A 14,647-nucleotide genomic window follows, 5' to 3' on the forward strand; every position below is an offset into this window, starting at 1 on the left:
AGTGCAGCATGGCGGGCCAGAACAGGGCGTGGAAGTAGAGGATGTCCTTGCCGATGAAGTGGATCAGCTCGGTGCCGGTGGCGGCGGCAGGGCCGGCCTCGGTGAAGGAGGCCACGTCGATGTCGGGGTTGCGGGCGGCGAGGTTTTTGAAGCTGGCGAAGTAGCCGATGGGCGCGTCCAGCCAGACGTAGAAATACTTGCCCGGCGCATCCGGGATCTCGAAGCCGAAGTAGGGGGCGTCGCGGGAGATGTCCCAGTCGGAGAGCTTGTTCTCGCCGGCGTCGCCCAGCCATTCCTTCATCTTGTTGGCGGCCTCCAGCTGCAGGCGGCGCGAGCCGTCGGGCGTGGTGCCCCGGGTCCAGTCACGCAGGAACTCGACGGCCCGCGGGTCGGACAGGCGGAAGAAGTAGTGCTCGGAGGTCTTCAGCACCGGCTTGGCGCCGGAGACGGCCGAGTACGGGTTCTTCAGCTCGGTGGGGGCATAGGCCGCACCACAGGCCTCGCAGTTGTCGCCGTACTGATCCGCCGCGCCGCACTTGGGGCACTCGCCCTTGATGAAGCGGTCGGGCAGGAACATCTCCTTCACCGGATCGTAGAACTGCTCGATGGCCCGGGTGTCGATGAGCCGGGCGCTGTCGCGCAGGCGGGTGTAGATGTCTTCGGCGTACCAGCGGTTTTCGTCGCTGTGGGTGGAGTGGTAGTTGTCGAAGGCCACGCCGAAATCACGGAAATCACGGCTGTGTTCGCCATGCACCCGGTTGATGAGCTGCTCGGGCGTCAGGCCTTCCTTTTCGGCCCGCAGCATCACCGGCGTGCCGTGGGTGTCGTCTGCGCACACGTAATGCACCGTATTGCCGCGCATGCGCTGGTAACGCACCCAGATGTCGGCCTGGATGTAGCCCACCAGGTGGCCGAGGTGGATGTCGCCGTTGGCGTAGGGCAGGGCGTTGGTGACGAGAATCGTGCGCGGGGAAGTCATGGGCGGCATGCTGCAAGTGGATTCGGAATCCGGCATTCTATCAAAGCACTTCCCCCATCGCGGCCGGGGCGGGATTTCGGTAAACTGGAGTAAATTACTCGGGTTTGCTCACCGCTGCCCACACTGGACCCATGTTTTCATTTTTTCGCCGCAAACCGGCCTCCGACACCATGAGCCTGACTGAACAAAGCGTCCTCGACAGCCTCCGGCACTACGCCGACCCCAACACCGGCAAGGACTACGTCGCGTCCCGCTGGGTCAAGAACCTGCGCATCAGCGGGGCTGACGTGTCCTTCGACATCGAACTCGGCTACCCGGCCAAGAGCCAGGTAGACGGCATCCGCCAGGCCCTGATTGCCCAGGTCCGCTCCGTGCCGGGTGTCGGCAACGTGAGCGCCAACGTGTTCAGCAAGATCGTTGCCCATGCGGTTCAGCAGGGGGCCAAGCTGATGCCCGGGGTCAAGAACATCATCGCCGTGGCCTCTGGCAAGGGCGGCGTGGGCAAGAGCACCACCTCGGTGAACCTGGCCCTGGCCCTCGCCGCCGAAGGCGCCCGGGTGGGCATTCTCGATGCCGACATCTATGGCCCGTCCCAGCCCCAGATGCTGGGTATCGGCGATCTCAAGCCCGAGTCGGCGGACGGCAAGTCCATGGAGCCCCTTGAGGCCCATGGGCTGCAGGTGATGTCCATCGGTTTTCTGGTGGACGTGGAGACCCCGATGGTGTGGCGCGGCCCGATGGCCACCCAGGCCCTCAACCAGCTCCTCAAGGAAACCAACTGGCACGATCTGGACTACCTGATCATCGACATGCCCCCGGGTACGGGCGACATCCAGCTGACCCTGTCCCAGAGCGTGCCGGTGACCGGCGCCGTGATCGTCACCACGCCCCAGGACATCGCCCTGCTCGATGCGCGCAAGGGCCTGAAGATGTTTGAGAAGGTCGGCGTGCCCATCATCGGCATTGTCGAGAACATGAGCATCCACATCTGCTCCAAGTGCGGGCATGAGGAGCACATCTTTGGCACCGGTGGTGGTGAAACCATGTGCAAGGATTATGGCGTGCCCTTCCTGGGTGCCCTGCCCCTCGACATCCAGATCCGCCGTGAAGTGGATAGTGGCGTGCCCACCGTGGTGGCCGATCCGGACGGCCGTGTCGCTGAGCTTTACAAGGGCATCGCCCGCCAGGTGGCCATTGCGATTGCCGAAAAGCAGAAGGACATGAGCCACAAGTTTCCGAGCATCGTGGTGCAGAACACCTGATTGGCGGGCCGGGAGGCCGGCAGGCGTCTCGCCAAGCCCGTGACCTCCCCGTTTGCGCCTCCTTGCCCTTCAACTGCCGTTCAGTTCGTCCAGTTTGATCAGCGCGGTGTTCAGCAGGCTCATGACCCAGCTGGCGCCATCGGCGCCGACATCTGCCGTATTGGTCAGGCCGAAGCTCGCGCGGCGGCCGTTGCGCTCCAGGGCTGCGATGGCCATGAAGCCATTGTGGGCGCCCGTGTGGGCGAGTACCGGTTTGCCATTCAGGCTGGTGGTCAGCCAGCCGAGGGCATAGTCCTGGTCGCCCATGCTCTTTAGCCGCTGTACGTAAGTGCCGGGAAGGGGGGTGTCCTGCCCTTGCAGGGCCAGCAGATGCCAGCGCAGCCAGGTGCAGTAGTCGTCCGGCCGGCAGGCCCAGCCACCTGCCGGCGCGATCACTGCCAGCCAGGCTTCGGTATCGGCGTCTTCGGGTGCATACGCGCGAAGGGCGCCAGCCTGGCCCGTGTGGCCATTGGGCTGCTGTGCCGATACCGCGGACGGGTGCTGCCAGGTGCCCTGAACGCCCAAGTGCTGCGCCATGTATTCCTCAAAGTGGGCTTCGAAGTTGCGCCCGGTGAGGGTTTCCAGCATGCAGGCAGCCAGAGCGTAGCCGGCGTTTGAATAGTGGAAGTCCCGTGTCGGCGTGACGCCTGCGGGCACCGCTTGACTCACCAGCCAGCGGGCAAAGAAACGCCGCCGCCCGCTAAGGGTGTCCGGCAGCGTTTCATTGCGGGCGGACAGGTCGGCCAGGAAGCGTTCTTCGTCGCCTTCCATTCCAGTGAAGGCAAGCATGCCGCCCTTGTGGTCCAGCAGATGAGCCAGGTTGACGGTGGCGTACTCCCCCCGCAGTTCTCCGGCCAGATCCGGCAGTGCATCAAGGATGGTCGTATCCCACCGCACCCTGCCGTCGGCCACCAGGCGAGCAATGATGCAGGCGCTCATGGCTTTTGTGTTGGATCCAATGCACATCAGGTCGGTGCTTTGCAGGGGGGCACTCTGGCCCAGGCGGCGCAATCCGGCGACGCCGATGCGGCGGCTGGATAGGTCCTGACTGGCGATGACGGCGCCCGCCAGGCCTTTTGATACCGCCGAGCGCGCTTGGGTGGTGACGGCCGATTCGGCCGCGGGCTTGTCGCTGCTGCCGCCACAGGCGGCGAGGACGCCGCTGCCAAGCAGGGCGCTCAGCACGGTGCGGCGGCGGGGCTGGAACGGGGTGTGAGACGCGGAAAAGAGGTAAGACATGGCATGGCTCCGTTATGGCAACGGGGCCATTCTTGAATGGCTTGGCTTAAGGAAGCCTAAAGGGAAGCCTAAAGGGAAGCCTTAGGGCACCAAAGGCCGTTGCACCCGGGGTGGCCGTCAAAAGGCTGGCGTGGCAGCAGGGATCCGCACATAAAACCCCGCGCCACGGCCATCCAGGCCGGGCCCCAGGTCCACGTGACCGCCCAGTCGTCGGGCTGCCTGCCGCACGATGGCCAGACCCAGCCCGGTGCCTGGCTGGGTCTGGCCGCTACCCCGCACGAATCGTTCGAAGATGTGAGCCTGTTCAGTGGTAGGGATGCCCGGCCCGTCATCGGCTACGCACAACAGCAGTTCCTTGCCGTCGAGGCACAGGCTTACCGCCACGCGGCCACCGTGGGCGCCGTAGCGTAGGGCATTGTCCAGCAGGTTTTGCAGCGCGGACTGGAAGGCTGCCTGTTCCAGTTCCAGAACAAGGCTGTCCGGCCCGTCCAGAGACAGCTCCTGGCCTCGTTCCTGGGCAGCCGGCACTGCCTGGGCCAGCAGGCTTTGACTCAGGGCTGCGACATCCACAGCGTGAGGCTTGGACGGCCGGGTTTCGTCCAGGGTGGCCAGTGCCAGCAGTTGCTGGGACAGATGGGATGCGCGTGCCAGGGCGGCATCCATTGCGGCTTCCGCCTGTTGTCGGTCGGTGTCGTCCACGGCGCGGGCCAGCACGTGGGCTTGGGCGGAAATCACCGCCATGGGGGTGCGCAGTTCGTGGGCGGCGTCGTGTACGAAGGCCCGCTCTCGCTGCACGGTGTCGTGCAGACGCTGAAGCAGGGCATTGAAGGCGTCGATCACCGGGCGCAGCTCGACATACTTGAGATCAACACCCAAAGGGGACAGATCGTCCGGGGCGCGCTCGGTGAGGTGATGGGCCAGTTGCTGGACGGGCTTGATGCCCTGACGCACCGCCAGCCAAACGGGTAGTAGTACGAATGGGAAGGCCAGCAGGAGCGAGGGTGCCAACTCCCGGCCCAGGTAGCCGATGATCGTGCCATCGCTCGGCTCAGGCTCGGCCAGGCGGATCTGCCATGGCCCCTTGTCGGCTCGTGCCACATGGTACGGGCGGCCCTGGATGAGCTGCAGAACCGGCTTGCCGGTGGCTTCGCTAAGCGGGGGCGTGCCTTCACTGGCGTAGATCAGGCTGCCGTCCTGTCGGCGCAGCTCAAACAACAAGGGGGGCGCGCCCAGGCTGTCCTGTCGGGATCGATTGGTCTGGCGCTCCAGTGTCTGCACCAGGTGGGTCGCCGTGGTGGCGTTGGTACTGGTGGCCAGCAGGTCGGCCATCTGAGCAGCGGCATTACGCAGCGCGGCCTGTTCGTCGCGGAGGTGCCGAAAGTCTGTGTAGTCCTTGGTGATGAGAACCATGGCCACGAGGGCGAAGGCCAGCACCACTGCCACGACCATACGTCTCACCAGACTGGGCTGATGCCACTTTGCCTTTCGTTCCGGGCTCATGCTTGGGGAGATTCCCTGACTTCCAGGCGGTAGCCCACGCCACGTACGGTGTGGATGCGTTCTGCACCGATCTTGCGCCGCAGATTGCTCAGGTGAACTTCCAGTGCCCCAAAATCGAGTGGATCGCCCAGGGGCTGCAGGCGTTGCGCCAGTTGCGCCTTGGGCAGCACCTTGCCCGGCTCCCGCGCCAGTTCAAGCAGTAGCTGGAACTCCCGTGGAGACAGGGGCTGTACCTCCCCTTGCAGGCGCACTTCATGGCGACGGGGCGAGATGAGCAGATCGCCCACAGTCCATTCTTCACTGGCCTGACGCGCTGAACGCCGCAGCACGGCGTTGAGCCGTGATACCAGCTCCGCGGTGGCGAAGGGCTTGATCACGTAATCGTCAGCCCCACCGTCGAGCCCGGCGAGACGATCCTCAAGGGCGCTGCGGGCAGTGATGACGACGATGGGCAGGGTCACGCCGCTACGGCGCCAGCGGGCCAGCAGATCCAAACCTTCGCCGTCCGGCAGCCCCAGGTCGAGGAGGACCGCATCCGCCAGACTGGTGGCCGGGTCACGGGGAGTGTCTCCGGCCCGGCGCAGCCATTCGCTGGAGATTCCTTCTGCCCGCAGGGCATGCTGGAGCGCCCGGCCAAGATCCAGGTCGTCTTCGATGATCAGTAGATGCATGGAGGCGCCTGATGTAGATAGGTCAGCCGGGGCTCGGGAGAAATCATGGTGCGCGCCAGATTTTGCGCCGATCATCGGCGATTGGCATTGGTGAGCCCTTTGGCCCGTGGGTTGGCGGCCGACATCTTTGGCTGTCTTAGCTTACACGCCAGGCTCCGTCCTTGGGTAGAATGCTCCCCTTTCGCCATCGAGGCCCAGCATGAGCATCAAATCGGACCACTGGATTCGCCGCATGTCGGAAGGCGACGCGCAAATGATCGAACCCTTTGCCCCCGAACTGGTGCGCCAGAACGAGGGCGGCAAGATTGTTTCCTACGGTACGTCGAGCTACGGCTACGACGTGCGGGTGGCCAACGAGTTCAAGATCTTCACCAACATCAACTCCACCATCGTGGATCCGAAGAACTTCGACGAGCGCAATTTCGTCGATTTCGTCGGCGATGTGTGCATCATTCCGCCGAACTCCTTCGCCCTGGCCCGCACGGTGGAGTACTTCCGCATTCCGCGCAGCGTTCTCACCGTGTGTCTCGGCAAGTCGACGTATGCGCGTTGCGGCATCATCGTCAATGTCACCCCCCTCGAGCCCGAGTGGGAAGGCCACGTGACGCTGGAGTTTTCCAACACCACGCCGCTGCCCGCCAAGATCTACGCCAACGAAGGCGTCGCCCAGATGTTGTTCTTCGAGTCGGATGAAACCTGCGCAACCTCCTACAAGGATCGCGGTGGCAAATATCTTGGACAAACAGGCGTGACCCTGCCGAAAATCTGAAATACTTGTCAGCTACAGTTTGAACGACGGGCGGACCATGCGCAGCCACGCAGGTCCGCCCAAAGCTTTTTGTTGATCCGCCCGCACTGAACAGCGGGCATCGAGGAGTCGAGCATGCGCTTCAATTTTCCGGTCATCGTCATTGATGAGGATTTCCGTTCGGAAAACACGTCCGGGCTGGGCATCCGCGCCCTGGCGGAAGCCATCGAGAAAGAGGGCCTTCAGGTGCTGGGGGTGACCAGCTACGGCGATATGGCCTCCTTCGCCCAGCAGCAGAGCCGTGGCTCGGCCTTCATCCTGTCCATTGATGACGAGGAATTCTCCTCGCCCGAGGCTGCCGCCAAGGCCATCGCTGACCTGCGTGCCTTCGTCAGTGAGATCCGGGCTCGCAATGCCGACATCCCCATCTTCCTGCATGGTGAGACCCGCACTTCCCGCCACATCCCCAACGATGTGCTGCGTGAGCTGCATGGTTTCATCCACATGTATGAGGACACGCCCGAGTTCATTGCCCGCAACGTGGTGCGTGAGGCCAAGGCCTACCTGGAGTCCCTGCCGCCGCCCTTCTTCCGGGCCCTGGTCCATTACGCATCGGACGGCTCCTACTCCTGGCACTGTCCTGGTCACTCCGGCGGCGTCGCCTTCCTGAAGAGCCCGGTGGGCCAGATGTTCCACCAGTTCTTTGGCGAGAACATGCTGCGTGCCGACGTCTGCAATGCCGTCGAGGAACTCGGCCAGCTACTTGACCACACCGGCCCAGTGGCGGCGTCCGAGCGCAACGCGGCGCGCATTTTCAACTGCGACCACCTGTACTTCGTCACCAACGGCACGTCCACGTCCAACAAGATCGTCTGGCACTCCACCGTGGCACCGGGCGACATCGTGGTGGTGGACCGCAACTGCCACAAGTCGGTGCTCCACGCGATCATGATGACCGGCGCGATCCCGGTCTTCCTGATGCCAACCCGCAACAACTTCGGCATCATCGGCCCGATCCCCAAGAGCGAATTCGCCTGGGAGAGCATTCAGCGCAAGATCGCCGCCAACCCCTTCATCGCCGACAAGACCGCCAAGCCGCGGGTGCTGACCATCACCCAGTCCACCTACGATGGTGTGCTCTATAACGTCGAGGCCATCAAGGAAGAGCTGGACGGCAAGATCGACACCCTGCACTTCGACGAGGCCTGGCTGCCCCACGCGGCTTTTCACGACTTCTATGGTGACTACCACGCCATCGGCGCCGACCGCCCGCGCTGCAAGGAGTCGATGATCTTCTCCACCCAGTCCACCCACAAGCTGCTGGCCGGCCTGTCCCAGGCCTCGCAGATTCTGGTGCAGGACGCCGAGAACCAGCACCTCGATCGGGATGTGTTCAACGAGGCCTACCTCATGCACACCTCCACCAGCCCCCAGTACTCGATCATTGCGTCCTGTGATGTGGCGGCGGCGATGATGGAGGAGCCTGGCGGTACTGCGCTGGTGGAGGAGTCCATCGCCGAAGCCCTGGATTTCCGTCGTGCCATGCGCAAGGTGGACGAGGAGTGGGGCGCCGACTGGTGGTTCAAGGTGTGGGGCCCGGATGACCTCTCGGAGGAAGGCATTGAGGAGCGTGATGCCTGGATGCTCAAGCCCGGCGAGCGCTGGCATGGCTTCGGCAACCTGGCCGAAGGCTTCAATATGCTCGACCCGATCAAGGCCACCATCATCACCCCGGGCCTCGACGTGGATGGTGAGTTTGCCGAGCGGGGCATCCCTGCGGCCATCGTCACCAAGTATCTGGCCGAGCACGGCGTGATCGTCGAGAAGTGCGGCCTGTACAGTTTCTTCATCATGTTCACCATCGGCATCACCAAGGGCCGCTGGAACAGCATGGTGACCGAGCTCCAGCAGTTCAAGGACGACTACGACAAGAACCAGCCCCTGTGGAAGGTGCTGCCCGAGTTCGTGCAGAAGAACCCCCGCTACGAGCGCGTCGGCCTGCGTGACCTGTGTCGCGACATCCATGCGGTGTATCGCGCCAATGACGTGGCACGCCTGACCACCGAGATGTACCTGTCCGACATGATCCCGGCCATGAAGCCGGCGGATGCCTTCGCCAAGATGGCCCATCGCAAGATCGACCGGGTGTCCATTGATGAACTGGAAGGGCGGGTTACCAGCGTGTTGCTGACGCCCTATCCGCCGGGCATCCCGCTGCTGATCCCGGGCGAGCGTTTCAACCGCACGGTGGTGCGCTACCTGCAGTTCGCCCGCGAGTTCAACGAGGGTTTCCCGGGTTTCGAGACCGACGTGCACGGTCTGGTAAAGGAAGCCCGCGATGGCCGCATTCACTACTTCGTGGATTGCGTGAAGGACTGAAACGTATCGAAGCGCATGCATAAAAAAAAAACGCCGCGGATTCGCGGCGTTTTTTGTTGGCTGTCGGCACCGGCAGCGGCTTAGCGCCGCCGTTCGTAGGTGACGAAGGCGAAGGGCAGGCCGGTGGCGGACACCTGGGGCAGGCGGCTGACTTCAATCCACTCATCCGAGGTAAACGCCGGGAAGAAGGCATCGCCCGGATAGTCCTGATCGATCTCGGTAAGAATCAGACGATCAGCCAGGGGCAGGGCCTGGCGATACAGCTCAGCGCCGCCAATCATGCAGGCCATCTCGGTATCACCGGCAGCGCTCAGCGCCTCCGGCAGGCTGCCGACGACGGAGCCGCCCGTCGCCTGATACGCCGCGTTGCGGCTGACCACGATGTTGAGCCGGCCCGGCAGCGGTCGGAAGGCATCCGGCAGCGATTCCCAGGTCTTGCGCCCCATGATCACCGGCTTGCCACGAGTGATCTCGCGAAAGAACTTCATGTCCTCCGGCAGATGCCAGGGTAGCCGGTTGTCGATGCCGATCACACGGCCTCGACCGCAGGCCGCTATCAGGGCCAGCATGGGCGTGCTCATACGGCCACCGGTGCGGAGATGTGGGGGTGCGGGTCGTAGCCTTCGAGGGTGAAGTCGTCGATGGTGAAGGCGAAGATGTCCTTCACGTCGGGGTTGATGCGCATGGTGGGCAGGGCACGGGGTTCGCGGGACAGCTGCAGCTGAGTCTGTTCCAGGTGATTCACGTACAGATGGCAGTCCCCGCCGGTCCACACGAAGTCGCCCGGCTCATATCCGCATACCTGGGCCACCATCAGGGTGAACAGCGCATAGGACGCGATGTTGAAGGGAACGCCCAGGAAGATGTCGGCGCTGCGCTGGTAGAGCTGACATGACAGTTTGCCGCCGGCCACATAAAACTGGAACAGGGCGTGGCAGGGGGGCAGGGCCATCCGGTCCACCTCTGACGGGTTCCAGGCCGACACGATGTGACGGCGCGAGTCCGGATTTTTCTTCAGGGCCTCGATCAGTTGGGCGATCTGGTCGATGCTGCGGCCGTCGGGGGTTTCCCAGCGGCGCCACTGCTTGCCGTACACCGGGCCGAGTTCACCGTTTTCGTCAGCCCACTCGTCCCAGATCGAGACCTTGTTGTCCTTCAGATACTGGATGTTGGTGTCGCCACGCAGGAACCACAGCAGCTCGTGGATGATTGAGCGGGTGTGGAGCTTCTTGGTGGTGAGCAGCGGAAAGCCCTCAGCGAGATCAAAGCGCATCTGCCAGCCGAAGACGGAGAGGGTACCCGTGCCGGTGCGGTCGTCCTTGCGGTGGCCGCGCTCCGCCACGTGGCGCATGAGTTCAAGGTACTGTCGCATGGGGACTCGCAGGCAAAGACTCCAGTTTACCCGATCAACGCTCGTGCGACCGTCGCTGACAACTGTACGGAGTGTGTCCGGTGTGTTTCGTCAGGCTGGCGGTCCGAAGAGATCGATAGACCTTTGTGCTAACATCCGGCGCGTAAAAAACCGTTTCAGTCAGCTTGTCGTGGAGGCTCGGGGTTCGTCATGGGGGGAGGCACGGTGGTCCACAATGCACATCCGCTCCTCCATCCCGACACGCTCGGGAAGACGCTCACCGAGATCGCCACCAACGCCGCACCGACAGCCATCGTCGAGCTGATCCGCTGGCTGGACTCCTTCCACTACGAAGCCGAACTCTCTGTTTCCGAGCTGGCCCGCCTGGTGGTTGCCCTTGATGAGGCGGCTCAGCCGCAATTGCGTCAGGCGGCGGGTCTCTATCTGTCCAACGCCTTCGGCTCCCGCAGCGTGCGCTACAAGGCGCTGGGCCGTGACTTCTACGCCAGCCTCGGCCGCGCCTACGATCTGGTCCTGGCAGGGCTGCAGCCTGATGCCGTTCTCCCTGCAAGCGGGCTGCACACGGAAATCCTGTTGCGCACCGTACGCAGTGCGGCAGGGGAGATGAAGTGGGCGGCGTTTGACTATCAGGGGCTGGCACCCGACGTGTGGTTTCGGGCGGGTACTGCCTTCCGGGCGGCAAGCGCAAGTGGCGAACTGAATACGCCGGTGTCTATCCGTGAAGGGCGCGAGACGCGCTCCACCATCGGCCGCGAGTTCGTTCGCCTGGTGGCCTTGCAGTGTGCCAGTCTCGACCAGTTGTCGCCGGAGCGTATCGAGGCAACCGACAAGCTCGTGCGCTACCTGCAGCATTCCCTCGAACTGAGCACCGAGCCGGCCCAGGGGGGGCTGTTTTCCATTGATCTGGAGACACTGGCGCCGCCGAGGCGTTGCCTCAGCCTGCCCGAGACGCCCTCGGCTGCCCTGCGTTTCTTCCGTCCGGCAGATGCCGTACCCATGCTTGAGGAACTGCAGCAGACTCTCGTTGACGCGTCGAGTGCGCCCGCGTTTGCCGGGCTCAGCTTGCCTTCCGTAACCGCCACCATTCGCCACCTGTCGCGGCAGTGGGGCGTGCAGCCTCCCATGCGTCAGTACCGGCGGCACCATGTTCAGGGGCAGCTGGCACTGGCCACGGGTCTGGGCTTCATCCGCTCGCTGCTGTCGGGTGATGCGCAGTTGCGGCCTGCCGCGGCCTGGTCACTGATGGATGCGAGCCGGAACGGCTTCGGTGTCTCGTCGGCGATGATGGACCCGGATGTGTGCCGCGTCGGAGCCTTGGTGGGGGCCCATGTGGGAGAGACCGGGCGCTGGGTCCTGGCGTTGGTGAGGCGGGTTCGCTTCAGCGATCAGGCGGGGGTCTCGGTGGGCTTGCAGACCATCTCGAGCGATCCGCAGCAAGTGGTTCTCGATGACGGCAGCCGCAGCTGGAGTGGCATTTTGTGTGACCCGGTGGTGCGAGGGCGTAGTGTCAGGGTTGCCTGCGAACCGGGCTTCATGCGTTCCGGGGGACAGGTATTTGCTCGTCTCGGTGCTCGCATGGTTAAGCTTGAGCCCGGGCGGGTGTTGATGGGTGGCCCGGGTTACCAGATCATTGGTTGTCTGGTGCCATAAAGCCGCACTATTGCATCAATGGTTTGACGCGGTTCGATCGACCTGCTAATTTCCGTCCATGACCTCCAAGCAACAGACCACGCTTCTCTCCCTACTGGCCCTCTCCGGGCTGGGTCTGCTGCTGCCCTGACGGGCACACATCTACTCCCCTTCCTGTTGTCGTAAACGTCGCCCTTGTCGGCGAAATGCGTCATTGCACGCGTCCTCCACGGAGCCTCACCATGTTCACACTGAACCCTGTCCTGCTGTCCCTACGACTGCGCCCCGGTTGCCAGGCCACGAGCCCGCGGCAGTCTGGCAGCCCTGCGTCCGCATCCGAACACCCGAACCGTTTCCGACGAAAGCAAAGGACAAGATCATCATGTTGAAGAATCCGAACACCAAGTATTCCGCCTTCCCTCCGGTCGCCCTCACCGACCGCCAGTGGCCCAGCCGCACGATCACCCATCCGCCGATCTGGATGAGTACTGATCTTCGCGATGGCAATCAGGCCCTCTTCGAGCCCATGAACCCTGCCCGCAAGTTGCAGATGTTCCGCAAGCTCGTGGCCATCGGTTTCAAGGAAATCGAAGTCGCCTTCCCCTCGGCCTCCCAAACCGATTTCGACTTTGTGCGCAAGCTCATCGAGGAGAACGAGGTTCCCGATGATGTGACCATTGAGGTCCTCAGCCAGGCCCGCGAGCACCTCATCCGCCGCACCATGGAGTCCCTCAAGGGGGCCCGTCGCGCCATCGTCCATATCTACAACGCCACCTCGCCGGTGTTCCGCGAGACGGTGTTCGGCATGAGCAAGGATGAGGTCAAAGCGCTTGCCGTGGACAGCGTGACCCTCGTCAAGCAGCTCGCCGCCGAGCAGCCGGAGACCGAATTCATCCTCGAGTACAGCCCGGAAACCTTTACCGCCACCGAGCTCGCCTTCGCCAAGGAGGTGTGTGATGCGGTGGTGGCAGCCTGGGATCCGCAGCCGGGCGAGAAGGTCATCATCAATCTCCCGTCCACGGTGGAGGTTGCGGGCCCGAATGTGTATGCCGACCAGATCGAGTGGATGAATCGCAATCTTGCCCGGCGCGAGCAGATCGTCCTCAGCCTTCACCCCCACAATGATCGGGGCACGGCCGTGGCCGCGGCAGAGCTCGGCATGCTTGCCGGTGCGGATCGGGTCGAGGGCTGTCTCTTCGGCAACGGGGAGCGTACTGGCAATGTGGACATCGTGACTTTGGCCTTGAACATGTACACCCAGGGTATTCATCCTGGCCTTGATTTCTCCGACATCAACGATGTGGCGCGGGTGGCGGAGGAGTGCACCCAGTTGCCCATCCATCCGCGTCATCCGTATGTGGGCGATCTCGTGTTCACGGCCTTCTCGGGCTCTCACCAGGATGCCATCAAGAAGGGCTTCGAGGTCCAGCGTTCCGACGCCCCGTGGGCGGTGCCCTACATGCCCATCGATCCCCTCGACGTGGGGCGGACCTACGACTCGGTGATCCGCGTGAACAGCCAGTCGGGCAAGGGGGGCGTGGCCCATTTGCTTCAGGCCCACTACGGCCTCGTGATGCCACGGCGGATGCAGGTGGAGTTCAGCGCCGCGGTGCAGCGACTCACCGACGAGACTGGCCAGGAAGTGGATGCCCACCAGTTGTGGACCCTTTTTGGTCGTGAATACCTCGAGGCCGACGCGCCGATCCGTTACGTGGCCCATCACCTCTTCGAGGCCGGCAGCCGTCAGGGCATCCGCATCGAGGCTGAGGTGAAGGGACGGGCGGTGGAGTTCGTTGGCGAAGGCAATGGCCCGGTGGAGGCCGCAGTGGCCGCCATCGGTGTGCCGATCCGCGTCCAGAGCTTCGAGGAACGCTCGATGGGCGAGGGCGCGGATGCAGCGGCCATGTGCATCGTCGAAGTGGCCATGGATGGCATGGCGGGCAGCCGCTTCGGTGCGGGCATGCACCGCAACACCGTGACGGCATCTGTACGGGCGATCATCAGCGCGGCCAATCGCGCTGGCGTCCATGTCGTACCGGTTGCTGTGGAAGACGCGGCGGGCTGTGCGGCCTGATTCCCGATCGTTACCTGAAATGAAAAACGCCGGAGTTGAGATCCGGCGTCTTTCTTTACTGGTGCAGGCGCGATCAGACGGCTGCCAGGGCCTGGTCCAGGTCGGCCAGGATGTCGTCGATATGCTCGATGCCGATGGACAGGCGCACCATGTCGTCCGACACACCGGCCTTCTTCATCTCTTCCGGCGAGAGCTGGCGGTGAGTGGTTGACGCCGGATGGCAGGCCAGGCTCTTGCTGTCACCGATGTTGACCAGGCGGGTCACCAACTTGAGTGCGTCCTGGAAGCGGCCGCCTGCTGCCTGGCCGTTGCCATCGGCGCTCTTTACGCCGAAGTTGAGGATGCCGGAAGCGCGGCCGCCCATGTACTTCTGCACCAGGGCGTGGTCCGGATGGTCGGGCAGTCCGGCGTAGTTGACCCACGCGACCTTGGCGTGCCCCTTCAGGAACTCGGCCACCTTCAGGGTGCTTTCGCAGATCCGGTCCATGCGCAGGGCCAGGGTCTCGACGCCCTGCAGGATCAGGAAGGCGTTGAAGGGGCTGATGGCGGCGCCCATGTTACGCAGGGGGACGACACGGGCACGGGCGATGTAGGCCGCCGGGCCCAGGGCTTCGGTGTAGACCACGCCGTGGTAGGAGACGTCCGGCTCGTTCAGGCGGCGGAAGCGCTCCTTGTGCTCGGCCCAGGGGAACTTGCCGCTGTCGACGATGATGCCGCCGATGGAGGTGCCGTGGCCGCCGATGTACTTGGTCAGC

General features: G+C 63.7%; 12 protein-coding genes. 5 read left to right on the forward strand and 7 right to left on the reverse strand.

The genetic code is table 11. From position 1 onward, the window contains the following. Positions 1-979: methionine--tRNA ligase (gene metG / locus ACIQ09_RS18950; protein WP_398313440.1), on the reverse strand; the 979-nt coding region annotated here is incomplete at its 3' end. Between the two features lie 170 nt (positions 980-1,149). Here metG and apbC point away from each other — a divergent pair. Then, entirely contained in the window at positions 1,150-2,241 is a 1,092-nt protein-coding gene (gene apbC, locus ACIQ09_RS18955) for an iron-sulfur cluster carrier protein ApbC (RefSeq protein ID WP_398313459.1), read from the forward strand. 69 nt (positions 2,242-2,310) lie between these two features. On the opposite strand, the gene ACIQ09_RS18960 is transcribed toward apbC, so the two are convergent. The 3 genes from ACIQ09_RS18960 to ACIQ09_RS18970 form a co-directional block, all read right to left on the reverse strand. Then, on the reverse strand, positions 2,311-3,519 hold the full coding sequence (locus tag ACIQ09_RS18960) for a serine hydrolase domain-containing protein (RefSeq protein ID WP_398313442.1): 1,209 nt from the start codon (positions 3,517-3,519) through the stop codon (positions 2,311-2,313). A gap of 117 nt (positions 3,520-3,636) precedes the next feature. Next, positions 3,637-4,968 (reverse strand): ATP-binding protein, encoded by a 1,332-nt coding sequence (locus tag ACIQ09_RS18965; RefSeq protein WP_398313461.1) that lies wholly within the window; start codon positions 4,966-4,968, stop codon positions 3,637-3,639. 47 nt (positions 4,969-5,015) lie between these two features. Next, the gene (locus tag ACIQ09_RS18970) at positions 5,016-5,690 is read right to left on the reverse strand and encodes a response regulator (RefSeq protein WP_398313444.1); all 675 of its coding nucleotides are present in this window, start codon (positions 5,688-5,690) and stop codon (positions 5,016-5,018) included. A gap of 199 nt (positions 5,691-5,889) precedes the next feature. On the opposite strand from ACIQ09_RS18970, the gene dcd reads away from it, so the two are divergent. Together dcd and ACIQ09_RS18980 are read left to right on the forward strand one after the other, a co-directional pair. Next, positions 5,890-6,459 (forward strand): dCTP deaminase, encoded by a 570-nt coding sequence (gene dcd, locus ACIQ09_RS18975; RefSeq protein ID WP_347247564.1) that lies wholly within the window; start codon positions 5,890-5,892, stop codon positions 6,457-6,459. A gap of 114 nt (positions 6,460-6,573) precedes the next feature. After that, entirely contained in the window at positions 6,574-8,817 is a 2,244-nt protein-coding gene (locus ACIQ09_RS18980) for an Orn/Lys/Arg decarboxylase N-terminal domain-containing protein (RefSeq protein WP_398313447.1), read from the forward strand. 80 nt (positions 8,818-8,897) lie between these two features. On the opposite strand, the gene ACIQ09_RS18985 is transcribed toward ACIQ09_RS18980, so the two are convergent. Together ACIQ09_RS18985 and ACIQ09_RS18990 are read right to left on the reverse strand one after the other, a co-directional pair. Further along, the gene (locus ACIQ09_RS18985; protein ID WP_398313449.1) at positions 8,898-9,398 is read right to left on the reverse strand and encodes a dihydrofolate reductase; all 501 of its coding nucleotides are present in this window, start codon (positions 9,396-9,398) and stop codon (positions 8,898-8,900) included. Then, the gene (locus tag ACIQ09_RS18990; RefSeq protein ID WP_398313451.1) at positions 9,395-10,189 is read right to left on the reverse strand and encodes a thymidylate synthase; all 795 of its coding nucleotides are present in this window, start codon (positions 10,187-10,189) and stop codon (positions 9,395-9,397) included. The genes ACIQ09_RS18985 and ACIQ09_RS18990 overlap by 4 nt, the downstream gene beginning before the upstream one ends. Before the next feature lie 204 nt (positions 10,190-10,393). Here ACIQ09_RS18990 and ACIQ09_RS18995 point away from each other — a divergent pair, with 204 nt between their 5' ends. After that, entirely contained in the window at positions 10,394-11,839 is a 1,446-nt protein-coding gene (locus ACIQ09_RS18995; protein WP_398313453.1) for a hypothetical protein, read from the forward strand. 361 nt (positions 11,840-12,200) lie between these two features. Further along, complete coding sequence (gene leuA, locus ACIQ09_RS19000; protein WP_398313455.1) at positions 12,201-13,892, forward strand: 2-isopropylmalate synthase; 1,692 nt, start codon at positions 12,201-12,203, stop codon at positions 13,890-13,892. Positions 13,893-13,965: 73 nt separating this feature from the next. Here the strand turns inward: leuA and ACIQ09_RS19005 are convergent. Further along, on the reverse strand, positions 13,966-14,647 hold a 682-nt coding region (locus tag ACIQ09_RS19005), incomplete at its 5' end, for a PLP-dependent transferase (protein WP_398313457.1).

This window comes from Zoogloea sp. (assembly GCF_044344315.1).
Taxonomy (GTDB): domain Bacteria; phylum Pseudomonadota; class Gammaproteobacteria; order Burkholderiales; family Rhodocyclaceae; genus Zoogloea.

Bases quoted from the DNA above. Each gene is read 5' to 3' on its own strand.
- ACIQ09_RS18980 (WP_398313447.1), top strand. From the start codon at position 6,574: ATGCGCTTCAATTTTCCGGTCATCGTCATTGATGAGGATTTCCGTTCG.
- ACIQ09_RS18985 (WP_398313449.1), bottom strand. From the start codon at position 9,398: ATGAGCACGCCCATGCTGGCCCTGATAGCGGCCTGCGGTCGAGGCCGT.
- ACIQ09_RS18990 (WP_398313451.1), bottom strand. From the start codon at position 10,189: ATGCGACAGTACCTTGAACTCATGCGCCACGTGGCGGAGCGCGGCCAC.
- apbC (WP_398313459.1), top strand. From the start codon at position 1,150: ATGAGCCTGACTGAACAAAGCGTCCTCGACAGCCTCCGGCACTACGCC.
- leuA (WP_398313455.1), top strand. From the start codon at position 12,201: ATGTTGAAGAATCCGAACACCAAGTATTCCGCCTTCCCTCCGGTCGCC.
- ACIQ09_RS18970 (WP_398313444.1), bottom strand. From the start codon at position 5,690: ATGCATCTACTGATCATCGAAGACGACCTGGATCTTGGCCGGGCGCTC.
- dcd (WP_347247564.1), top strand. From the start codon at position 5,890: ATGAGCATCAAATCGGACCACTGGATTCGCCGCATGTCGGAAGGCGAC.
- ACIQ09_RS18965 (WP_398313461.1), bottom strand. From the start codon at position 4,968: ATGGTCGTGGCAGTGGTGCTGGCCTTCGCCCTCGTGGCCATGGTTCTC.
- ACIQ09_RS18960 (WP_398313442.1), bottom strand. From the start codon at position 3,519: ATGTCTTACCTCTTTTCCGCGTCTCACACCCCGTTCCAGCCCCGCCGC.